21 protein-coding genes are annotated in these 21,595 nt (G+C 43.6%); 8 read left to right on the top strand and 13 right to left on the bottom strand.

Annotated features, from left to right (window positions below; genetic code table 11):
- Positions 1-22 precede the first annotated feature (22 nt).
- The 4 genes from MHB56_RS18235 to MHB56_RS18220 form a co-directional block, all read right to left on the bottom strand.
- Positions 23-367, bottom strand: a complete 345-nt coding sequence (locus MHB56_RS18235; RefSeq protein WP_076128602.1) for a YojF family protein — start codon at positions 365-367, stop codon at positions 23-25.
- A gap of 233 nt (positions 368-600) precedes the next feature.
- Positions 601-2,481: a PAS domain S-box protein gene (locus tag MHB56_RS18230; RefSeq protein ID WP_076185104.1), complete on the bottom strand. Its 1,881-nt coding sequence runs from the start codon at positions 2,479-2,481 to the stop codon at positions 601-603.
- Between the two features lie 113 nt (positions 2,482-2,594).
- Complete coding sequence (locus tag MHB56_RS18225; RefSeq protein WP_341143841.1) at positions 2,595-4,292, bottom strand: hypothetical protein; 1,698 nt, start codon at positions 4,290-4,292, stop codon at positions 2,595-2,597.
- A 240-nt stretch (positions 4,293-4,532) separates the two neighbouring features.
- Positions 4,533-4,982: a VOC family protein gene (locus MHB56_RS18220; RefSeq protein WP_076128596.1), complete on the bottom strand. Its 450-nt coding sequence runs from the start codon at positions 4,980-4,982 to the stop codon at positions 4,533-4,535.
- Between the two features lie 99 nt (positions 4,983-5,081).
- On the opposite strand from MHB56_RS18220, the gene MHB56_RS18215 reads away from it, so the two are divergent.
- Complete coding sequence (locus MHB56_RS18215) at positions 5,082-6,020, top strand: helix-turn-helix transcriptional regulator (RefSeq protein WP_341143840.1); 939 nt, start codon at positions 5,082-5,084, stop codon at positions 6,018-6,020.
- Between the two features lie 44 nt (positions 6,021-6,064).
- On the opposite strand, the gene MHB56_RS18210 is transcribed toward MHB56_RS18215, so the two are convergent.
- On the bottom strand, positions 6,065-6,502 hold the full coding sequence (locus MHB56_RS18210) for an Lrp/AsnC family transcriptional regulator (protein ID WP_341143839.1): 438 nt from the start codon (positions 6,500-6,502) through the stop codon (positions 6,065-6,067).
- A gap of 138 nt (positions 6,503-6,640) precedes the next feature.
- Here MHB56_RS18210 and MHB56_RS18205 point away from each other — a divergent pair, with 138 nt between their 5' ends.
- The 3 genes from MHB56_RS18205 to MHB56_RS18195 all read left to right on the top strand — a co-directional run bounded on the left by MHB56_RS18205 (position 6,641) and on the right by MHB56_RS18195 (position 9,122).
- On the top strand, positions 6,641-7,225 hold the full coding sequence (locus MHB56_RS18205; protein WP_076185111.1) for a beta-class carbonic anhydrase: 585 nt from the start codon (positions 6,641-6,643) through the stop codon (positions 7,223-7,225).
- Between the two features lie 39 nt (positions 7,226-7,264).
- Positions 7,265-7,708 (top strand): cyanase, encoded by a 444-nt coding sequence (gene cynS / locus MHB56_RS18200; RefSeq protein ID WP_341143838.1) that lies wholly within the window; start codon positions 7,265-7,267, stop codon positions 7,706-7,708.
- A gap of 100 nt (positions 7,709-7,808) precedes the next feature.
- Entirely contained in the window at positions 7,809-9,122 is a 1,314-nt protein-coding gene (locus MHB56_RS18195) for a purine/pyrimidine permease (protein WP_341143837.1), read from the top strand.
- A gap of 2 nt (positions 9,123-9,124) precedes the next feature.
- Here MHB56_RS18195 and MHB56_RS18190 read toward each other — a convergent pair whose 3' ends face one another.
- Positions 9,125-9,799 carry a winged helix DNA-binding protein gene (locus MHB56_RS18190; protein ID WP_339246438.1) on the bottom strand — a complete coding sequence of 225 codons (675 nt, stop codon included), beginning with the start codon at positions 9,797-9,799 and terminating at the stop codon, positions 9,125-9,127.
- 168 nt (positions 9,800-9,967) lie between these two features.
- Here MHB56_RS18190 and MHB56_RS18185 point away from each other — a divergent pair, with 168 nt between their 5' ends.
- Positions 9,968-10,591 (top strand): NAD(P)H-dependent oxidoreductase, encoded by a 624-nt coding sequence (locus MHB56_RS18185; protein ID WP_076190113.1) that lies wholly within the window; start codon positions 9,968-9,970, stop codon positions 10,589-10,591.
- A 20-nt stretch (positions 10,592-10,611) separates the two neighbouring features.
- On the opposite strand, the gene MHB56_RS18180 is transcribed toward MHB56_RS18185, so the two are convergent.
- From MHB56_RS18180 to lpdA, 3 genes are read right to left on the bottom strand one after another with little or no spacing between them, the layout of a single operon-like run.
- A complete protein-coding gene (locus MHB56_RS18180; protein ID WP_341143836.1) occupies positions 10,612-11,763 on the bottom strand; it encodes an ABC transporter permease in 1,152 nt (383 codons plus the stop codon).
- Positions 11,747-12,376 carry an HlyD family efflux transporter periplasmic adaptor subunit gene (locus MHB56_RS18175; RefSeq protein WP_076128586.1) on the bottom strand — a complete coding sequence of 210 codons (630 nt, stop codon included), beginning with the start codon at positions 12,374-12,376 and terminating at the stop codon, positions 11,747-11,749. The genes MHB56_RS18180 and MHB56_RS18175 overlap by 17 nt, the downstream gene beginning before the upstream one ends.
- On the bottom strand, positions 12,373-13,767 hold the full coding sequence (gene lpdA / locus MHB56_RS18170; protein WP_076190111.1) for a dihydrolipoyl dehydrogenase: 1,395 nt from the start codon (positions 13,765-13,767) through the stop codon (positions 12,373-12,375). Before lpdA ends, MHB56_RS18175 begins: the two co-directional genes overlap by 4 nt.
- Positions 13,768-13,961: 194 nt before the next feature.
- Here lpdA and MHB56_RS18165 point away from each other — a divergent pair, with 194 nt between their 5' ends.
- Positions 13,962-14,528, top strand: a complete 567-nt coding sequence (locus MHB56_RS18165; protein WP_076128582.1) for a TetR/AcrR family transcriptional regulator — start codon at positions 13,962-13,964, stop codon at positions 14,526-14,528.
- 44 nt (positions 14,529-14,572) lie between these two features.
- Here MHB56_RS18165 and MHB56_RS18160 read toward each other — a convergent pair whose 3' ends face one another.
- Complete coding sequence (locus MHB56_RS18160) at positions 14,573-15,415, bottom strand: aldo/keto reductase (RefSeq protein ID WP_076190110.1); 843 nt, start codon at positions 15,413-15,415, stop codon at positions 14,573-14,575.
- 223 nt (positions 15,416-15,638) lie between these two features.
- Here MHB56_RS18160 and MHB56_RS18155 point away from each other — a divergent pair, with 223 nt between their 5' ends.
- Together MHB56_RS18155 and MHB56_RS18150 are read left to right on the top strand one after the other, a co-directional pair.
- The gene (locus MHB56_RS18155; RefSeq protein WP_076190109.1) at positions 15,639-16,628 is read left to right on the top strand and encodes a DUF4003 family protein; all 990 of its coding nucleotides are present in this window, start codon (positions 15,639-15,641) and stop codon (positions 16,626-16,628) included.
- 21 nt (positions 16,629-16,649) lie between these two features.
- On the top strand, positions 16,650-17,096 hold the full coding sequence (locus MHB56_RS18150; RefSeq protein WP_076190108.1) for a GNAT family N-acetyltransferase: 447 nt from the start codon (positions 16,650-16,652) through the stop codon (positions 17,094-17,096).
- Between the two features lie 123 nt (positions 17,097-17,219).
- On the opposite strand, the gene MHB56_RS18145 is transcribed toward MHB56_RS18150, so the two are convergent.
- The 3 genes from MHB56_RS18145 to MHB56_RS18135 form a co-directional block, all read right to left on the bottom strand.
- Positions 17,220-17,447, bottom strand: a complete 228-nt coding sequence (locus MHB56_RS18145; RefSeq protein ID WP_341143835.1) for a hypothetical protein — start codon at positions 17,445-17,447, stop codon at positions 17,220-17,222.
- A gap of 583 nt (positions 17,448-18,030) precedes the next feature.
- Positions 18,031-20,676 carry an FtsX-like permease family protein gene (locus tag MHB56_RS18140; RefSeq protein ID WP_341143834.1) on the bottom strand — a complete coding sequence of 882 codons (2,646 nt, stop codon included), beginning with the start codon at positions 20,674-20,676 and terminating at the stop codon, positions 18,031-18,033.
- Positions 20,677-20,689: 13 nt separating this feature from the next.
- Positions 20,690-21,391, bottom strand: coding sequence for an ABC transporter ATP-binding protein (locus MHB56_RS18135; RefSeq protein WP_036684849.1), 702 nt, complete (start codon positions 21,389-21,391; stop codon positions 20,690-20,692).
- Positions 21,392-21,595 lie beyond the last annotated feature (204 nt).

Genomic DNA, 21,595 nt, shown 5'->3' with positions numbered 1-21,595 from the left:
GAACTCTTCATCTCCTCTTCCATTAGAACGGCTCTCGGCTTAATTGTAACGATACGATCAGTTTGCCTTGAGCATCATGTCCAGCCATAATCAATCTGCCTGTCTCACTCTCTTCATAGTGAGTTAGCCCTTCCGAGTAAACCCAGCCCTGCGACATTTTTAAGCCGACCCGATAAGGACCGTTGCCGGAAATCGAACCATGGGAATATCGAATAACAGCATTGGTAATAAAAGTAGCGGCTGGATGCTTCGAACTATCTAAATGGGCAGCGTAGGCTCCCGTTGTCATCTCAAGATGGATATATAGATCCTGATCTTTAAGCAGGTCGATCCTATCTTGTACTTCCGATTGATTGATTAGCTGCAATGTTGCGCCTCCGTCTCTGACTGAATATATACATACAAAAAATAAGATCCATACCTTATAGAAGGACGGATCTGTTATATGATAAGCGGGTCCGTATTTCTTTTCAAAGTATAACGTGCAATGCTATGTAATTCAATGGATAGAGCGATCCCCTCCAAGTGTAACAGTAATGGACTGGCTTTTTACTGTTCACCTGAAGGGGATAATATCACTGAGAGGTTATGCTGTTTATATTAGATCACAAACTGATCTAACATCTTTATGATGACTTCACGCTTTACAGGCTTGCTGATATACTCGTCCATTCCGGCAGCTAGACAATTTTCACGGTCACCCTTCAAAGCATTAGCCGTGACCGCGATGATGGGCGGACATTTCTCTTGATGCTCATCTCTTAACATCTTCATAGCCTCTATACCGTTCATAATGGGCATGTGAAGATCCAATAAAATAAGATCAAAGGGTTCTTTCCGTGCTGCTTCAACCGCATCTATGCCATTTGTTACGGCGATAACGCTGTGACCCATTTTTTCGAGTATTTTGGTCAGCACTAGCGCATTGATAGAGTTGTCTTCAGCAAGTAAAATTCTCGCCTCACGTGCGGTATGAAGCTTGTTAATGTTAGCCTCTTGGCTAGGGATTACCACTGATTTCTTGGGCCTGATTGTGAAGGTAACCGACGTACCGCTCTTGCCGTCACTCTCCGCATAGATCTCACCACCCATCATTTCGACAATTCTGCGGCTGATGGCAAGGCCAAGACCCGTGCCTTCGTGTCTCCGCATCATAAAGCTATCCACCTGCTCAAACGGTTCAAAAATATCAGTAAGTCGATCAGGATCAATTCCAATGCCAGTATCGGTTACCGTAAAGGCCAGCAGGAAGGGATCTTCCTTTACAAGCCTCACTTTTACCGATATGCTGCCCGCGGGTGTGAATTTCACAGCATTCCCTAGCAGGTTCAAGAACACCTGCTTCAAGCGTTCCTCGTCACCGTAAATAAAGTCAGGAACATCATGATTTATGATGCTGGTGAGCTCCAGATGTTTTTGTTCAGCTTTTATTGCAATAACAGAAAAGCTGTCCTTGAGGCAAGTTCGCAGATCGAATGTATCCTCTTGTAGCTCGCTGCGGCCTGCCTCAATTTTTGAAAGATCAAGAATATCATTGATTATATTGAGCAGGATTCCTCCGCTTTTGCGAATGATTTCTACATATTCACGTTGTTCTTCATTAAGCTCTGTTTCAAGCAGAATATCAGTCATGCCTATCACCCCGTTCATGGGAGTGCGAATTTCATGACTCATCATAGCCAGGAACTCACTTTTAGCTCTATTCGTGGACTCTGCGGCTTCCTTAGCTAGCGACAATTGCCTTTGCTCGGAAATGTCCTTGCATATAAGATAAAATCCGATATTATGATTGTTCACATAAATAGGTGCAATACTGGTGAGCACTTCAACGACTTCGCTGTCCTTAGTGACAAGCTTATTGATATACTGCTCAACTGTATTATCGTAAAGGGCTCTTTCCAGAATGCGCTGGACATTCTCTTCTCCAATCAGACTCGCAAGCTTCATCCCGATCAACTCGGACTCGATGGCATAGCCCGTTATCTTTTCCGCCATACTATTGGTATTAATGATTCGACCATCAAGGTCAAAAGAAATGACGGCGTCATGGTTATATTTTTTAAGCGACGTATACCGTTCAACAGACTCCTGAAGGCGTTGCTCGGATTCCTTTTGCTTTGTAATGTTAACGATTTGGCAAATGAAGTATGCTGGCTGGTTCGACTCGTCGCTGAATAGGTGGAGCGTGAGCTGTCCCCAAATATAATCTCCATTTTTTGTGATAAACTGCTTTTCCATCTGCACTTCTGTTTCCTCACCCAAAACTGCTTTTAAATCATGAAGGTTGCCGAAATCCTCGGGGTGAGAAAGGTCTTCTAACCGCATACCCTCAAACTCTTCAGTGGAATAACCAAAAGTCTGCTCAAAGGCCGGGTTTACGGTCAGAATCAAACCATTTGGCGATAAAAGGGCGATCCCAAAGGAGGCGTGATTAATCACCTGTTGGTTGAATTGTTCCTGGTTTAGATTTACGCGATGCATAGCGACCTCCATGGGATGATGTAATTTTTGCGTGAAAAAATAGACCTTCTATTTAGAAGGTCCTATTTATAGCTTATAGTCTAATTTACCCACTTTGTTGTTAATTGAATCCGTTAATTTAACGGGATCGAATAGAACACTCTGGATCCTTTATTGTTCGTATACCAAATGATTTTGTCTCCACTAATAATAGGACTGCACTCTGATAAGGCAAAATGCTTGATCGTTTGGATGTCGCTAGTAGCTTTTCCCGCTCCATCTATAAGAACATATTTCAGATCACCCGGATGATTCTCTTTATCAAACTCCTGCCACAGCACCATCATTTTATCGTCTGTGATTTTTACTAGTTTAGGGATGGATGCGATCAGGTTCGTGCCTACATATTTAGCCAAGGTAATGTGATTCACCGAAGTACTGCTCAGGTTGGACTTGGGCAACACACTAAGTATGACATCCCTTTGGTCCGTTTCTAAACCCACCATCTCAAAAGATGTATACTCTTTGACTAGGGAATGATCTACCGAATTCATAGCGACTATATAGTTCGCCGGGGACATCTCAAATCCGCCTATAGAAACACCCGTCGCGTTCGCTCCGATTTTGCCGGGAATATTAAATAAATCCACTTCGTTATAACTGGCTCCGTCTCCTTTATTCAGAACAATCGAACGGGGATAAGCATCGCCATGATCGACTAGAACATGCGCTGCACCATCAAACAATACATATTGGTCAAAAGAGTGACTGACATGATTCTTCTGGAATCTTCCCAGATCATTGGTCACCGTCATGGATTTAGTATTTACGATAATGGTAAGCTGGGATTGATGATTTAATTTATCTTCTGTCGTGTATCGTGTACGTGAAGTGTGAAATACAAGCGTATCTCCAGCTTCAGCCATCCTGCCGGAGCCTGAATCAAAAGGGCTAACGGTATAGCTCTCCCCACCCTTTATGGAGACACTGTCTACTCTATTGAAACTTTTATCATAACGGACAATACGAATGACTTCTTTGTTATCATTCTCTTCGCGGTTCTCTTGGCCAAAAGCAATATAGTTATACTTCTCCCCACTAAAGAAGCCACCAAACACCGGAAGCTCAAAAGGAATGCTCTTATTGCCTGTTAGTTCGTACTTCTCATTGTACGTTTCAATCGTAAACTCTTTGTTCGCCTCAATAACACTTACAGTCCCATCCTTATTATTCACAAGATAAGAAGAGGCCGTACTTTTCCATCTAGGAAAATAAGAAGATTCCCCGTTACTCTCAGCTACAGCCGCCGTCTTTACCCGGTAAGCATGATCTGGGATTTTGGAAAATAACGATATGCGGTCAGACTGAACGTCAAATTCAATATCGAACGGGATTTTGCCCGCCAAATCTCTCAACTGAAAATAATTGTTATCATCAATATTGTACGCTGTAATAGACTGTAACTGTCCGTTGACTAGCACCTTAGAGCTTGAAAGCGTAGCAGCATAATTTTTATTGCGGCTATAATAGTTACTTGTTGTTTTCTTTTCGGGCGTATAAGCTTGTCCAGTTATGATCTCAATCGCATTGTTCGCTTTATTCCAAGTGATATCAAACTGGCTGCTCGTTCCCGAGAAATACTCTGCCAAATCGCGTAGTCTGAAATAATTGTTATTCGATATGTTGAACCCATTCAGGTTCCGCTGTTCTCCATCAAAATATGTACTGCTCTCGGTTACCTTAGCCTTCACCGTATTGCTCGCAAAGGTTGTAGTGCCGAGTGCTGGTGTAACCAGTAATAACATCAGCAATATACTAAAAATCCTCTTCATCCGTCTTTCCTCCATTAGATATAATCATTAGCTATTATATTTATCGGTAATTTGCTGTGCCGCCTTAATTTTGAAATGAACGTAAAAAGCACAATCTGCACAGTCTCGCGATCTGCGTTCTATCGTTTGGTTGGGACAACCCGTCTCTCAAGAAAAAAGCCGGCCAAACTCAGGACAATACACCTGAAATTTAGTCGGCTGAATATTAAACTTAGTTTGTTTTAGAAGCAGGAAGCTTTTTTAATGTAATCTTTCATCAAACATGAGTTGGATTTGAATACCAAAGGGATCTTCAATGATACCGTAGGCTTTGCTAAACACATTGCTAGATAAAGGAGCAATAATTTTCACGCGCTCGTCTGTGATTAAGCTTTTATAAAAACCTTCAATCCCCTCTAAGTCAGCACTTTGAATACATAATGAAGTGTTATTGCCCACTGTATATTTCTCATTCGTATTCATTGTATCTTCTGCTATCATTATTTTTGTTTTTCCGATTAACAGGACAGAGTGAGTAATATAATCCTTATTTTCATCCGTAAGCTGTATGGAGCTGTCACGCTCTGCTAGTTGTTGATAGGTGACACGTAGCAATTCCTCTGCGTTAAAATGTTCTTTGTAAAATTCTATAGCTTCCTTAGCTCTTCCATTCATCGATAAAAAAATAGCTACTTCTAGGGTTGTACTCATAGTATAACTCTCTCCTTTTATATATTTGATATCTGGCCTTAAACTTATTATCCTATATAAAGGTATCAAAATATGACACCTTTATAAGGAGTTTTATATATGAAAAAATCAGAACGATTAAATGACATGATGAGGTACTTAAACAGTCGAGAATTCTTTAATTTAAGTGATCTCATGGATAAATACGCTATTTCAAAAAGCACAGCTCTACGCGATATTAGTTCATTAGAACAATTAGGTATGCCTATTTTCGCAGAACATGGAAGACACGGACGTTATGGTATTCTAAAAAACAGATTGTTATCCCCTATTATTTTCACGATAGATGAAGTCTATGCGCTGTATTTTGCCATGCTGACGTTAGAATCTTATCAATCTACACCCTTTCATCTGAGTGTTAACAAGCTAAACGAAAAGTTCGAGCACTGTCTATCGAGTACACAAATCAACCAAATTCACAAAATGAAAAAGGTCCTGCAATTCGAAATGTATCAGCATAAGCATGTCAGCCGTTTTTTAGATAAAATCCTAGCAAGTATTCTAAATGAGAGTGCCTGTAACATTGCATATACAAAAGAAAACCAAACAAAAAGCTACCCTGTTCAATTCTTTAGGATTTCCGCTAAGTTTGGTCAATGGTATGCCACTGGAATAGAGCTTACGACGAATACATATAGAGTTTTTAGATGTGATCGAATAACCTTCATTGAAGAAGAGGAAAGCAAAGCTCGTTATTCTATAGAAGAACTTCTTAGTCGTTCATTAGAAATCTATCAGTCTGCGAAAAGTATTGACTTTGAAGTTGAGATTGCGGAACAAGCAAAGGATATTTTTTATAAAGAGCATTATCCTTCTATGAAAATAGAAGTTGGTCCGAAAACAGTCATTAAGGGATTCTATAATCCAGGTGAAGAGGATTTCTTGGCTAATTATTTTATGCGATATGGTCATGCTGTTACATCCGTGAAACCTGAAGCCTTAAAACAAATGATTCAGAATAGAATAGAGAATCTCTTACATCATTATCAAAAATTATAAATTGGAAAAAAAAGAGGGGTCTACGCCCCTCTTTTTTGTATGGATTAAGATTTTATTTTTCCGATGGATAGACTCACTCGATAATTCCCATGATTCAAAAGTTGAGCCAGAAATGCCTCAAGCTCCTCATTAGAAGCAAAATGTCCGGTTAATACATAACATCCTTCTCCGCTAATTCGATGCACTTCGGTAATAGCATCCTCTGCCATCACGAACTTCTGAAATAAAGGATGATTGGCTGATTCCACAAAAAATGTAATAAAGGCTGTGATAGACAGACCTAGCTTTGCTTTATTAGTAACGATCGTATATTGCTCGATAACCCCAAAATCTTCTAAACGCCTAATGCGATTTCCGACCGCTTGGCCGGTCATATGTATCTTTTGGCCAATGTCCTTCCACTGAATTCTGGAGTTTTCTCTTAGTAATGCTAGTATCGCAAAATCGATATGATCAAAAATAAAAATCAATCCTTTCGTCATGAAAGCAAATGGACATATAGCGTTTCGCCAACTTATTCAGCATTTAAGCATGAATATCTATACTTAGTTATATCCTGATTCACTAGTTAGTAGCCATTGAAACAGTGATAACTAAAACACTTCAAAGGAGGCCCAAGAATGCTATTACAAGAAATTTTGGAGTATAACGATCAGTTCGTAGAAGACAAGGAGTATCTACCTTATGAGGGAACGAAATTCCCTAAAAAACGCATGATTGTCGTAACATGCATGGATGCTCGACTGATTGAGCTGCTGCCTAAAGCCCTAAACATACACAATGGGGATGCCAAAGTCATCAAAACAGCAGGTGGAACGATTACCCATGCATTTGGAAGCATCATGCGCAGTATCGTAACGGCTGTCTACGAACTGAATGCGGAAGAAATTTATATCATCGGTCACCACAATTGTGGCATGAGTCAAAGTAACCCTGAAGGAACACTTCAAAAAATAATGGATCGCGGAGTCGCGACACCAGAAATTCTTTCTTCACTTGAATATGCAGGTATCGATCTTCATAAATGGTTGTTCGGCTTTACGAATGTCGTAGATTCGATTAGAGGAAACATAGATCTGGTGCGTAATCATCCGCTCATTCCGAAAGAGGTAGCTGTTCATGGTCTGGTGATTGCACCAGACACTGGTAAACTCGATCTGATTGTAAATGGATATGAACAAGTAACAGGCCACGACAAGCACTAAGCGATACTCATTATACTAAACTAAAGGGAGCAATGAAATATGAATAGAAAAGAAGCGACACAACAGATATTGGACGCTAAATTTGCAAAAGGATTAACTTGGGGCGAAATCGCAAAGGTAAGCGAGCATTCAGAGAGCTGGGTTGTAACTGCACTGTTGGGTCAAGCAACAATGACACGTAATGAAGCAGATAAAATGGGGGAATTGCTTGAACTCGACGAACAAGTGGTTCAAGCGCTCGCACAAATCCCACACCGTGGTGATGTCATCGAAATGCCGCCTACAGATCCAGGATTGTATCGCCTATACGAAATGCTGCTTGTATACGGTCCAACGATTAGAGAACTTGTTTTGGAGAAGCTTGGCGAAGGTATCATGAGCGCAATCGATTTCCAATTCGACGTACAAAAGCAAGAAGATCCGAACGGTGACCGCATCATTCTGACGATGAACGGAAAGTTTTTGCCATATCGCAAATGGTAATAGATTAATAAGCAAGCCACCTTTTAACGATTTCAAATCGAAAGGTGGCTTTCATTTTCCGTATAGATTGTAAAGTTAACAATAGTAAAGGTGAGTTGATATGGAGAATAAACGCGTTACTAATAGTCTCAGTACTGTACAATGGTTTATTTTTTTGCTAGCCAATGCAGTGGCTCTGCCCATTGTCATTGGAGGTATTTTTCAATTGTCGTTTGAACAAATTTCAACCTTAATGCAGCGGACGTTTTTCGTTGTAGGAATCAGTTCGTTTATTCAGGGGTGCTTCGGACATAAATACCCTATTGCAGATGGACCTGCGGGATCATGGGTAAGTATCTTTGTCATATTAGGCAACTTAGCCTTCATTCAAGGGCAAGATAAGATGCATACATTACAAATTCTAGAAGGAGGATTAATCGTAGCCGGTCTTCTTCTCTTCGTATTAGGAACTACAGGGCTAGTTTATAGGCTTCAATTTTTATTTACACCCTTAGTTTCAGGTTCATTTTTGTTCATTCTCTCCTTGCAATTAAGCGGTGTATTAGTCAAGGGCATGCTTGGATTACAGGGAACAAGCGCCGAACCAGATGTTATGGCAGCACTCATATCCTTTTTTATTTTTGGACTTGTTATTTTTCTCTCTATTAAAGGAAGAGGATGGATTAGTAGTTACGCCGTACTGATTGGAATCGGCTTGGGTTCGGGACTATTTGCAGCATTGGGGAAAGTGAGGCTAACATTTACAGCTTCAACTCCCGTCTTGAAGTTCCCTCAAATTTTTGCTTGGGGAGTACCTCAATTCGATCTAGGGATCGTGATTACCTCACTGTTGTTTACGTTTTTGTTAGTATCCAATACAATTTCTTCTATTTCCGCTGTAAAACAAGTAGTTCTGGTTGTACCGAAAGATGAAAAAACAGCATTAAGTCGAGGGATTTGGACGGGAGGGATCTCTCATATACTAGCCGCCCTATTCTCAACGATAGGCGTTGTTCCATTGCCAGCCTCGGCGGGCTTTATGAAATTAACGGGGCAAAAGCGAATTCGGCCATTTCTTATGGCCTGTCTGTTACTAACCGTTATCGCGCTTATGCCGTCCGTTGTCAATGTGCTAGCGTTACTTCCAGCGCCAGTAGCCAGTGCAGCACTTCTAGCTACTTTTGTACAAATCGTAGGGATTGCATTCCAATCCTTTTTGCGGGAACAGCTTGATCATCGCCGATTAACGATACTAGGAATAACGTTGTTGGTGAGCATCGGACTTATGTTTTTGCCTCCAGCGGTATTTCAGAGTCTTCCTTCCACACTTCGATATATTTGCAGTAATGGTCTGCTTGTCGGCACTATACTGGCCATGCTTTTAGAGCAATTGTGGAAGGGTGAAAAGAAAATAAGCCATTATCAAAAAATATAAAGCTAATCAAAAGGGGTGAAAAACATAGCTTGGAGAACTGCCTTAGCCTTTTTGAGGTTACGCGTATCCAGTTGGTTAAGCATGTCTACGATTTGACTCATTTCATCGTTTTTCATTGCCTCAAGAGATTCTCCAGTGTTTAATAGTTCTTCTTCAGCAACCGATTCCGAATGAACCCATGACGCTTCCAAAGTATCCTCGAAGGCTTGGATTATAAATAACAATTCATCTGGGTTATATCTCTGTAGAAACCGGTTTATCCCTTTATTCATCTGCTTATGTAGGGCTAAATGCAAATCGAATATTTCTTTCCCTAGAGGTGTTGTAAGAAAAAGCACTTCTTTTTTATTATCGGGGAGAAACTCCGTGCGAATAATTTCTTGTTGCACTAATTTTCTAGTGATTTTGGACACGCTGCCTTTCGGAATTCCGAATTGCTTCGAAATGGTAGTGCCATTCACCGGCTCAAGCTGTCCAATCGCATCTATTACATGCAGCATCATGACTGTGGAGTCTTGGAGGAAATCAATGATAAGGGGATTACTGCAGTTCTGAATCAACCATTCCTTCTCTTCATCATCCTCCGATTGAAATCGCTTTTGTAGTTGGGGAATCATCTCTATCAGTTTTTTTATCAAAATATCCTTATTAGGTAAGTTCTCGAAAGAATGCGTCACTGTTAAGTCTCCTCGTAAATTCATCTTATGCTCATTTTAACAAGACACAGATCATAAATAAAGTTTCCTAGAAATAATATTGACAACAAGGAAACTTAAAACGTATTATTGTTTCCATAGTTAATATTTAATTTCAAGGAAACAATAATACGAAAAGAAGGTATTTATATGAATGTCTTAATTATTTTTGATCATCCATACGGAGCAACAGCGTCCGAGAATGTCCCCCATCAGCGAAGCTATTCCGCAGCCTTATTAGCCTCCGTAATGCGAGGTCTCACCACCAAAGGCCATACAATTGATCTTATCGATCTGCATGCCGATGGATTTGATCCCGTCATGTCGCACAAAGAACTCACTGCTTGGCGGCAAAAGAGAACCCCCGACCCGCTAGTCGCCAATTATCAGCAGCGTCTTATAGCAGCGGATCATATTGTCTTCATTTTCCCTATATGGTGGGAAGCCATGCCCGCTCTTACCAAAGGTTTTCTTGATAAGGTATTCGCAAAAGGCATTGTCTACGAAGAAACTAAACCTGGGCGGCCCTTCAAATGCTTGCTCCCGAATATTAAAGGAGTGTCCCTGCTGACCGTAATGAACACGCCCGACTTCTTTTATCGCTGGATTTTTGGCAACCCCATCACCAAAATTCTATTCAGAGGCACCTTTCGCAAAATGGGAATACGTAAGAATCTTCGTTGGTATAATTATGCCGGGATGTCAGATCGCAGCTTAGAAGAGCGGGTGAAACATCTTGATAAAACAGAACAACGGTTTGCACGACTGGACTAAACTAGACTAGATCAAATTACTCAAGCGCTGACTGATTCTGAGAACTGAATCTCTGGTTTCTTCATCTCCCTAAGCACCAGCAATCCAATGAATAAGGATACAACGCCGATAATAATCAGCAGCGCCCCCAGCTCCTGACTGTAGGCTGTTAGCGCCCCATCCCGAAAAGCCATTCCACGTATGAGGCGATTAAGCCAGTTCATAGGTAATACCCATGCGGAAATTTGAAAGAACTCTGGAAAGGCAAGTGGACTCAGCTGGATTCCAGTAGCAAGAAACGACGGATACAACACGAAATTGGTTCGTAAATTAACTTTGGATACGTCTTTGGCAGTATAACCAATCAACAGGCCCATAAGCGACAAGGCAAAGGCATATACAAACAGCGGAATAATAAACAGATAAGGCTCCGCTTCAAAGCGCATTCCCCCCACCTGCTTTAATAAGCCGTAACATAGGAGCAGCGAAATAGTGGTCAAAACAGCGTAAGGTACACTGCGAACCCAAATCTGCCAAGGAGACTTCCCGTTTGCAAAGAGTTTCCCCTCCTGTCGCAACCGAGGGACAATTGAACCCGCTGCGCTTGTTGTAATCATCAGCACCACAATATTCACAAATCCAACGACCATAAAACCCACATAACTTGTGGTCGGGTTAAATAACATCCGCTGCTGGAGAGATAACGGAGAAGCAAGCCCTTTAGAGGTTTCGGCATCCATCCCCTTTTGGAGGAGCCGGGTCATAGAAAGAGTCACATTTTCCGTCTGGATCACTTCCTGAATCGCAGTCCGGATGCTGGTTAACCCTGATGGCATTGTATTATCCATTAAGATGCCAATATTTGTTGATATCCCCTGCTGCTGATGTTGCCCCAACTCTTTGGGAAGCATGATGACCGCTACAGCCTGCTCATTTGCCAGTAACGTCTCTGGGTTCAGGCGGCTGGAGTACACATTTGTTACGTTCATATATGGAGAGGCATTTATCTTTGAGATCAGCTGTCGTGAATACGAACTGTGATCCTCATCAATGACAATAACATGCGATTCGCTGATTTGGTTCTTCGAGAACATTAAGCCAAAAAACAGGGCCGCAATAAGCGGACCTATAAAAATCAGGCGTAAATACTTACTACCCGCCACGTACTTCCATTCGTCAATCAGTGACTTCATCGAGCTTCACCTCCGCTGTCATCCCCGGAAGCAAATCAGCATTCCCATCCATAGTTACACGGACAAGAAACATGCTTAAATCGGCTTGCCCTTTTTCACGTGACATACGTAAGCTCGCAAATTGAGGCGCGGCTGCGATAGATGTAATTACACCTGTCACCTCCGTTGGGTGCTCCAAATATGGAAAATGAACTCCAATACTTTGATTCACCTCTAGCTTTTGGATTTCACTTTCTTGTATGTAGAGATCTGTATAAAAGCTGTTTTTTTGCAAAACCGCCATTGGCATTCCTAGCTGGACTAGATCCCCCGGCTTTACAATAATCTTGTTGACTGATCCGTCCTCCGGCGCAACTACATCCGTTTCTCCTTCAGCAGATTTAACCTTAAACAGCACCTCTCCCTGTTTTATAGAATCACCTGCAGCCACACCGACCTCGACAATTGACCCTGGACTATTCTGATAAAATATTGTCTTTTGCTCCGCATCCAGAATCCCTTGTTTCCTGCTCTCAGCCTGACTGACTGCATCCTTTCCTTTTACAGCAAGAAGCGCCCCTCCAACAATCAGCACAATCGCAATTCCTATATATAGCCCTGCTTTTATCTTCATTTTCCACTCTCTTTCATCACCATTTTTTTAACTGCATTTTCAGCAGCCTCCATAATTACTTCTCCCAATGTGGGATGAGGGTGAATGGTCATCGCCAAGTCCTCCACAGTGGCTCCCATCTCAATAGCAAGAGCAAGCTCCGACACGAGTGTGGATGCCTCTACTCCAACGATTTGTGCACCCACTACGACTCCTGAATTTAGGTCCGCTACAAGCTTGACGAAACCTTCCGTCTCCCTCAAGGCCAAGGCTCTCCCGTTAATCCCAAAGGAGGATTTGCCAATAACCAGCGAAATGCCTTTTGCCTTTGCTTCTGTTTCACTTAAGCCGACACTGGCCAGCTCTGGGTGCGAAAAAACAACGAGCGGGATGGCTCGATAATCAACTTCGGAGGAGAGACCTGCAATGGCCTCTGCCGCAATCTTTGCTTCGTACGATGCCTTATGAGCGAGAGTCGGGCCTGCCGTAATATCTCCAATTGCAAAAATATGCGGGATAGCTGTTCTGCACTGTTCGTCCGTCGCAATCAATCCCCTACTCGTCACTGGCAAGCCTATGCGATCTAGTCCTAAATTGCCGTCTGTATTTGGTTTTCTGCCCACAGTAACTAACACATATTCCGCTGTAACATGCTGCTGTTCCTGATTTTTTAAATAATGCAGTGTAATGGTATCTGCACTCTCCACTACGTTCACAGCTGTCGCTCCGGTAATAATTTTCATGCCATCGGCTTTCAGCTGCGTTCCAACAGGGCTCACAAGCTCCGCCTCAAATCCAGGCAGCACTTGTTCTCCCCCTTCCAGAATCGTTACCTTTGTTCCGAATTTGGCATACATCTGCCCCAGCTCGACACCAATATAGCCCCCACCTATAACTACTAGGCTAGTTGGAATCTCAGGGAGCGACAGCGCTTCTGTGGAAGACAAAATACGTCCGCCAACAGGAAAGGCTGGCAGCTCAATCGGACGAGATCCTGTAGCCAGGATAGCGTTTTTAAAGGATAAGGTTTGCTCCTGTCCAGACTGACTGATGATAGCTGTATGTTCATCCACCAAGCTAGCCTCTCCTTCGAAAATGCTCACCCCAGCAGTCTTTAATAAATAACTGACTCCACCTGCCTGCTTATTCACAACTCCTTGTTTAAAATCCTGAGCATTTTTAAAAGATGCTGACGCATCTGCAAAATTGAACGGTCTGAGCAAATTATAGCGATGTGATTCAGCAATTAATGCTTTGGATGGGATACATCCAACATGCGTGCAGACTCCGCCAAGCTGGTTGCGTTCAACAATCGCTGTTTTCATCCCAAGCTGTGCAGATCGCAGCGCCGCCACATAACCTCCCGGACCTGATCCAATGACCAATGTTTCTACGGCTTCAAGCTTACTCATCTCCTGATACCTCCTGTTGAACTTTTTTAAAATATGATGATCGTAATATATTATTACCATCATATTTTAAAACAGTCAATAACCTTGCCTTGCCTTTCACAAGCTAACTTTCTCAGAATCGCTAAATTGACAGGCTTTATTATGACGCCTATAATATTTTAAAAGTAGAACTATGAAGCTGTGGAGTGATTACAATGCCGTACCCCAAAGGTCATAAAATAAAAGTGCGAAATAAAATCGTTGAAAGTGCTGCTCAGGCTTTTCGCACCAACGGTATTCACGATGTAAGCGTTCCGTTCATTATGAAGGGGGCCGGATTAACTCATGGCGGGTTTTATTCCCATTTTGACAACAAAGAACAGCTTGTCGCGGAAGCCTGCCGGTATGCCATCAGCGATACCATCGCCCTTCTGCAGAAGGTCGCTGACCAGGAAGAGCAGAACCCCAAAATCAATGCTGTCATTGATTATTATTTAAGTCCGTATCACCGCGACAAAATGGAGATGGGCTGCATTATCCCTGCCCTTTCTAGCGAAATATCCCGTTCCTCAGAAGAAGTTCGGCAGGTATTCACGCAGGAACTGGAGCGGATGATTGCTTTTATCTCTAATCTGGCGGGAATTGACGCGTCCAAAGGTAGTGCACTGTTCAGTACTATGGTTGGCTCCCTTGTTCTTGCACGGACGGTTAAAGATCCTGAACTGAGCGACAACCTACTCTCGTCTGGCAAACAGTATGCCAAAGCGCTAGTAAGAGCCTAATATAAAAAAACACGCCAATAAATGGCGTGTTGTAGTTAAATTTATTAAAATTCTTCATACGATGCGGGATCTTGATCAGCTATGCGACCTGTTGGCGAGGTTAATGCGGAAATAACGGTCATTTCCGCTTCCGATAATTCAAAATCAAAAATATTCAGATTATCACGCTGATGCTCTAGAGAAGAAGCCTTTGGAATGGGAATAGCCCCAAGCTGTATATGCCAACGTAAGATAACCTGCGATATCGATTTATTATGAACCTTGCCTATTTCCGCTATTTCCTCATTTTCCAGTACACTGCTAGCCCGTCCCAATGGACTCCACGATTCAATCACTACCCCATGCTCTTTGTTCCATGCACGTTGCTCTTCCTGATTAAAATGAGGATGCAGCTCAATCTGATTCATACTCGGCGCTATACCAGTTTCTTGTATCAAACGTTCAATATGCTCCGGCAAAAAGTTACATACACCGATGGAGCGAATCAAACCTTGCTTACGTGCCTCGATCATCGCCTGCCAGGCCTCAACATATAAATTCACTCTAGGGTTAGGCCAGTGGATGAGATAGAAATCATAGTAATCCAATCCGGCTCTGAATAAAGACTCCTGTATAGTAGACAACGCTTCTTTATAAGAGTGATGGCGTCCTGGCAGTTTGGAAGTAATGAGTAGCTCTTCCCTAGGCACAGAACTTTGCCGAACAGCCTGGCCTACAGCACCTTCGTTCTCATAATTAAACGCAGTATCGATCAGACGATAGCCAACATCAATCGCCTTAGTGATGTTTTGTGCTCCCTCAGTTCCGTTTAACGCGTAGGTACCAAAACCAATCGCAGGCACCTTCACTCCATCGTTCAATACGATTTCAGGTATTCTCTCAGTCATCGTCGCTCTTCTCCTTTGTTGTCATTTAAACCCCTGTCGATCCATCTTATAATTATTATAACATCCTCATAGTAAACTCAATCATTGGGTCACCTGAACAACCTCTAGCCTATTAGTAAGCCGCTTTCGTGGGCATCCGATTTATTTTTTATAGTAAAATGAATCTACAACACAGGATTTTCGTAATGTTATGAATTAAAAGTAGAGATAAGAGGTGTATCCAATGAAGGAGCAATATCCAGCTAGGCTTGAATTGTTCACAGACAACGCTCAGAGGATCAAAAAAGCTTTCCCATGGCAAAATGCAATGGTTAATCGGTTAGCGGCACTATTGTATGCTGTAGAAGACAAAGTTGCAGATGACGAAGCCATCCGTGCCAGCTATGAGCTAATTAAGGAGAGTACCGGGATTTTCTCTCAATTTAGAGGGGCTTCGGTGATCAGCATTGCCGCCCTGCTCTCTCTTTCTGACGAGAAGGAAACTCTGCTTGCAAACACACTTGCCGTGTATGATTTAATGAAGGAAGCCAAATTCAGAGCCTCTGATTATCTCGTCGTTGCTGCCTATCAAATCGCTGCTAATGCAACATCGGATCAATATCAGCATACGGTAGAACGGGCAAAGCTATTTTACGATAGTATGAAGGCAAAACATCGTTTCCTTACCGGACAGGACGATTATATCTTCTCCGCGATGCTTGGTCTTTCCGATATCGATGTTGAGAGTGGCGTGGACCGCATGGAGCAGCTCTATGTAACGCTTAAGCCCGAGTTTATGTCAGGCAACAGTGTGCAAGCCCTGACCCAGGTATTGGTTCTTGGGGAAGAAGCCCCTCAAGCAGCGGACCGTGTATTGGCATTAAGAGATGCATTTCGTGCACAGGGTATCCGGCTAGACAAAGAATATACCCTCTCCTCACTGGGCGTGTTATCCCTGCTCCCTTGCAACAAGGAGGACATCGTTACTGATGTCTCGGAGACTTACGAATTTTTGCGTACAAAAAAGGGCTTCGGGAACTGGTCTATTGGCAAGCAGGAATTACTGCTCTTGTCTTCTGCACTGGTAGCCTTCAGATCTGTGGAGGATGTGCAAAACGGCGTATTAACTTCGATGCTTTCTACCAACATTACCAATATTGTAATTGCGCAACAGGCTGCTCTTGCCGGGGCAGCGGCTGCATCAGCTGCGGCTGCAGCTTCTTCTTCGAATTAGATTGAATCGTGAGGGAAAGATATGGACTCAATAAAAATCTTCACAACTAGAAATGAAGAATTGTTAAACCGTCTACTGAACATTTGGGAATCATCCGTGCGGCATACTCATCTTTTTCTATCCGAGCAGGATATTGATGCTTTGCGGCCGCTGGTCACGCAGGCGCTTGAGGGCATAAGCGATTTGTTTGCTTTTACAGATGATGAGGAACAGTTGCTTGGCTTCATAGGGGTTCAGAATAAAAAGATTGAAATGCTGTTCGTAGAACCTGCTGCAATGGGAAAAGGGGTTGGAAAAGCGCTAGTAGCTTATGTCATGCAGAAACTCGCCGTACACCTCGTGGATGTGAATGAGCAAAATCCCCAAGCTTTAGGTTTCTATGAGCATATGGGATTTCAGGTTTTTGAGCGTTCAGCACTCGACGAACAAGGTAATCCTTTTCCTATCCTGCACATGTCGCTTAAGTAGCTTTTTCCTATGCAGGAGACAGTTCAATGCATTTTAATATTGTAAAAAGACAACAGAGCAGCGATTCTCTCGTTTGAGAACGCTGCTCTGTTGTTTAGTTGTCTGCAGTTTAGGTTGGCGAAGCTAGGAGCGGATAGGAGAAGCTAGGCGTAGATAGGCGAAGCGGCTCCGAGTATTCGGTTCAGCTGTATCTACCTCTACCTCTACCTCTGCTTCTGCTTCTACTTCTACTTCTACTTCTACTTCTACTTCTACTTCTACTTCTACTTCTACTTCTACTTCTACTTCTACTTCTACTTCTACTTCTACTTCTGCAACTACTTCTAAATCTACGCATATACCCTCGTGCACATCGCCAAATCAATGCTCTCTGTTGCTTCCGGACTCAGATGACGCTATTTGCTCATTTATCACCTTTGAGGCATAGTTTCGGACTCCAGTGTCGCTATTCTATAGAAAGAGCCTCATTTCTGGCGTTTTTTATGCCAATAGCTGCTATGGAGTCCGATACCATGGCAAATGGCGGATAATCCGGCGTTTAAGGTCATCTGGGTCCGATAGCGTCCGATAGCGTCAGGCATAGATTCAGATAGCAAACAATATCGTCAGAAATCGTCGGATGGCATCTGATGGCTCCGATATCTTCGGGTCCTAACCATCTCCAGTTACTTACGGACCCAGGGGGCGCTATTTGCACGTTTATCGCCTTAGAAGCATAGTTTCGGACTCCAGTGGCGCTATTCCATAGAAAGAGCCTCACATCTGGCATTTTTTATGCCAATAGCTGCTGTGGAGTCCGATAACATCCCAAATGGCGGATAATCCGGCGTTTAAGGTCATCTGTGTCCGATAGCGTCCGATAACCTCAGGCATAGTTTCGGACTCCAGTGAAGCTATTCCATAGAAAGAGCCGCAGCTCTGGCATTTTTAGATGCTATTCCACCGACTTCAAAGCCTCTATCATATGGATTCGTTTGAGCTTAATATGCATGAACGCCATGACTATACCGGAGAACAATAGGGTTAGGAGCGCCGCATAAATATAACTTGGCCACTTGATGATCGGAGCGAACATCGTCGCATCCAGCTCGGCCGTCTTCAGGACGAAGCTATGCAGCACTATGCCGAGACCCGATCCAGCCACAATACCGAGTAGGCTAAGCAGCATATTCTCGCGGTAAATATACATGGTTACTTCCTTGTCGTAGAAGCCCAGTACCTTAATGGTTGACAGCTCCCGGATCCGCTCAGACACATTGATATTGGTCAAATTGTAGAGGACGACAAAAGCCAACGCCGCCGCTGAAACAATGAGCACCAAGGTTACAACGTCCATACTCTTCATAGTCTCATCGAAGGCGGAACCTACACTGCTGGAAAAGCTGATGGCAGCGACGCCCTCATTAGCCGTCAGCTTCTCACCAAATTTGTCTTCCCATGTTTTATCATGTGCGGTGTAGTTCAGAAGTTCTGTGTTGAATACTGGTTTTTCTCCGAACACAGAAGCATAATACGCCGGTGTCATATAAACATAGTGCATTACATAATTCTCTGTAATCGCCGCGACCTCAATCTCGAATGTTTCATTATCTTTGTCCACCACGGTCAATTTATCGCCAGACTCCAGCCCATACAGCTTAGCTAGCTTCTCTGAGATAATAGCCCCATCATCCGTAAGCATCCGTCCTTCTCCACTTTTTCGATCACGCAACTCCACGAAATCGGATAAAGAGTTAACGGAGGTAGGAACGAACAGATGAACCTCTTGGTCATTTACACCACTAGCATGTGCGGTCATCCGTTCTTGCGCCACACTCAGCGTCCCAGTTACTGCAGATTCACCAGTGATTAGTTGGTCGTAGGCTTTTAGCACATCGGCAGACACATCTTCATGCAGTGCCACAAGTGCATCATATTTCATAATCGTGCCGAATTGCGACCCGGCGATGCTGCCAATTGAATCCTTGAGACCAAATCCCGTCAGGATCAGCGCTGTACAGCCAGCCACGCCGAATACAGTCATGAACATCCGCTGCTTATAGCGGAATAGATTCCGTGCGGTAACCTTTTGGACAAAGCTCAATCGCTTCCATATAAAAGTGATCCGCTCCAGTAAAATACGCTGACCACTCTTTGGTGCCTTCGGACGCATCAATACGGAAGCATTGCTGCGTAATTCTACCCGTGAAGCAATCCACGCCGTCAACGTAGTACATATTAACGCTACGATAACGGATATGATCGAATACGAAAGATAGAAGTTCTTCGTGATATCCGGTAAATTATAGATTGCACTATACGCATCGTAGATAATACCCGGAAACAGGGTAAAACCAACCGCAAGACCCGCAATTGAAGCCGCCAGACTGGCAAGCGTACCATAGACCAGAAATTTGGCCATAATGTCGCGGTTGCCATAACCAAGTGCTTTCAGTGTCCCGATCTGCAGGCGATGCTCCTCAACCATCCGTGTCATGGTCGTCAAGCTGACCAGCGCAGCAATCAGGAAAAAGAACACAGGAAACGCACTGGCAATCGCCGACAACCGATCAGCGTTATCTTTATATTCGGCATATCCCGGATTAGCGCTTCGGTCAGTAACGTAGACCTTAAGCTGCTCCAGCTCTGCAAGCTTTTGCTCCCCTGCCGCCAATTCCTCCTTGGCAGAAGCAAGTCCGGCAGCAATTGCCTTTATACTTGCAGCCTGTTCCTGCTGCACTTCCTCCGGCTGGCGCTGCAAATCCGCAAGCTGCTGCTCGGCGGCGGCCACCTTTGCGCGGCCACCAGAAAGCTCCTTCTCGCCTTCCGCACGCAGTTCAGCAAGCCGTGCTTCCGGCACGCCGGACATCGCCTGCTCTACAGCATGGGTATGCTGTTCGATCAGATCTTCATACTCCGGCGAATAAGCCTTCACTCCGGCTGTATCCTTAAAGGACAGATAGGCTTCCGTATACACCGGAAGCTTGAAATCTGACTCCGGGATCGCGGCGAACGCATCCGCCGTACCTTTGCCGATCCCACTGGTGCCCCGGGTACTTTGCTCAATAAACTGTGGACTTCTAACAAAGCCAACTACAGTATACTCCAGTCTTTCGAAGCTGTTCGACAGCTCCGCATCCGTACCGTTTCCACTAAAAGATACCTTGTCACCCAACGCATATTCTTCCGCTAGCTTATCGTCCAGCACGATTTCACCGGAACGCTCCGGTAGATGGCCTTCAATAATACGGTATTGATTAAGTGGTTTATCCGTGTTGTAAGAATTGACTTTAAGTATTAAGGCATTATCACCTATGAATACATCTGCACTATAGCTCGGTTGAATCTCATCGATCCCCTGTACATTTCTGAGTAATCCAATGTTGTCTTCGGTCAGGCCGTAGTTAGTCTGCACCTCCAGATCCATCAAGCGCTGCTCTTTGTAAAAGGTTCCAGCTGTATTCAGCATATCTGGCCCAGTAGCCTTGATTCCGGCAAAAAAGCTGACGCCTAACATAATAATTGCAAAAATCGAAATAAACCGGGCTTTGGTATGCCCAATTTCACGAAAAATATCTTTCCACAATGCTCGCTTTTTCATAGATGCCTTCTCCTTACCATTCAATATCGTCAACGGATACCGGCGAAGGATTGATCACCATCTTCCGTACCTTAGCGTTGTTAATCTCTATAACCCTGTCAGCCATCGGAGCGATCGCCAGATTATGTGTAATTACGATGACCGTTGTCCCGGTGTTACGACAAGTATCCTGCAGCAGCTTCAGCACCTGCTTGCCGGTGTTATAATCAAGCGCCCCTGTCGGCTCGTCGCAGAGCAGCAGCTTCGGCTGTTTAGCCAACGCTCTGGCGATAGCGACACGTTGTTGCTCACCACCGGACAACTGAGCCGGGAAATTATCTAACCGCGCGCCCAGACCCACATCCTCCAGCACCTTACGTGCATCTAGTGCACGCGGGGAAATCTGCGAAGCAAGCTCAACATTTTCCAGTGTGGTCAGATTAGGTACTAGATTATAGAACTGAAATACAAAACCTACGTCATTTCGGCGGTAGCCTGTCAGCTCCTTGGCACTAAACTTGGCGATATCAATGCCATCCACAATGACCTGACCTTCATCGGCGGAATCCATTCCACCCAGAATATTAAGCACCGTAGATTTACCCGCACCACTTGGGCCGACGATCACGGCAAATTCACCTTTTTTTATCTCAAAATCAATCCCGTCATTCGCGACAATTACATTCTCGCCCATCTTGTAACGCTTGTACTCCCCTTTTACAGCAACAAAACTCATTCCTCTTCCTCCTGTCCCTATCCGAACTAAGTCTAATTACTCTACATTGTCTCAGTTTATCATAATTAGAACGCCCAAGCCCGAATGGCAAACCCTCATTACACAAGGTGAAATTCACATCATTAATAAGTTCATTTTTTTGTAACAATAATGTAACAAGGAAATTTTACCGTAAACGATACTTAGTCATTTGATAATGTTATA

It is taken from the genome of Paenibacillus sp. FSL H8-0315 (assembly GCF_038005365.1).
Lineage (GTDB): Bacteria > Bacillota > Bacilli > Paenibacillales > Paenibacillaceae > Paenibacillus_AQ > Paenibacillus_AQ odorifer.
Note: the sequence above shows the minus strand (reverse complement) of the source record. Positions and strands in the feature narration are given on the sequence as shown.

Bases quoted from the DNA above. Each gene is read 5' to 3' on its own strand.
- MHB56_RS18230 (WP_076185104.1), bottom strand. From the start codon at position 2,481: ATGCATCGCGTAAATCTAAACCAGGAACAATTCAACCAACAGGTGATT.
- MHB56_RS18225 (WP_341143841.1), bottom strand. From the start codon at position 4,292: ATGAAGAGGATTTTTAGTATATTGCTGATGTTATTACTGGTTACACCA.
- MHB56_RS18220 (WP_076128596.1), bottom strand. From the start codon at position 4,982: ATGAGTACAACCCTAGAAGTAGCTATTTTTTTATCGATGAATGGAAGA.
- MHB56_RS18215 (WP_341143840.1), top strand. From the start codon at position 5,082: ATGAAAAAATCAGAACGATTAAATGACATGATGAGGTACTTAAACAGT.
- MHB56_RS18210 (WP_341143839.1), bottom strand. From the start codon at position 6,502: ATGACGAAAGGATTGATTTTTATTTTTGATCATATCGATTTTGCGATA.
- MHB56_RS18205 (WP_076185111.1), top strand. From the start codon at position 6,641: ATGCTATTACAAGAAATTTTGGAGTATAACGATCAGTTCGTAGAAGAC.
- cynS (WP_341143838.1), top strand. From the start codon at position 7,265: ATGAATAGAAAAGAAGCGACACAACAGATATTGGACGCTAAATTTGCA.
- MHB56_RS18195 (WP_341143837.1), top strand. From the start codon at position 7,809: ATGGAGAATAAACGCGTTACTAATAGTCTCAGTACTGTACAATGGTTT.
- MHB56_RS18185 (WP_076190113.1), top strand. From the start codon at position 9,968: ATGAATGTCTTAATTATTTTTGATCATCCATACGGAGCAACAGCGTCC.
- MHB56_RS18180 (WP_341143836.1), bottom strand. From the start codon at position 11,763: ATGAAGTCACTGATTGACGAATGGAAGTACGTGGCGGGTAGTAAGTAT.
- MHB56_RS18175 (WP_076128586.1), bottom strand. From the start codon at position 12,376: ATGAAGATAAAAGCAGGGCTATATATAGGAATTGCGATTGTGCTGATT.
- lpdA (WP_076190111.1), bottom strand. From the start codon at position 13,767: ATGAGTAAGCTTGAAGCCGTAGAAACATTGGTCATTGGATCAGGTCCG.
- MHB56_RS18165 (WP_076128582.1), top strand. From the start codon at position 13,962: ATGCCGTACCCCAAAGGTCATAAAATAAAAGTGCGAAATAAAATCGTT.
- MHB56_RS18160 (WP_076190110.1), bottom strand. From the start codon at position 15,415: ATGACTGAGAGAATACCTGAAATCGTATTGAACGATGGAGTGAAGGTG.
- MHB56_RS18155 (WP_076190109.1), top strand. From the start codon at position 15,639: ATGAAGGAGCAATATCCAGCTAGGCTTGAATTGTTCACAGACAACGCT.
- MHB56_RS18150 (WP_076190108.1), top strand. From the start codon at position 16,650: ATGGACTCAATAAAAATCTTCACAACTAGAAATGAAGAATTGTTAAAC.
- MHB56_RS18140 (WP_341143834.1), bottom strand. From the start codon at position 20,676: ATGAAAAAGCGAGCATTGTGGAAAGATATTTTTCGTGAAATTGGGCAT.
- MHB56_RS18135 (WP_036684849.1), bottom strand. From the start codon at position 21,391: ATGAGTTTTGTTGCTGTAAAAGGGGAGTACAAGCGTTACAAGATGGGC.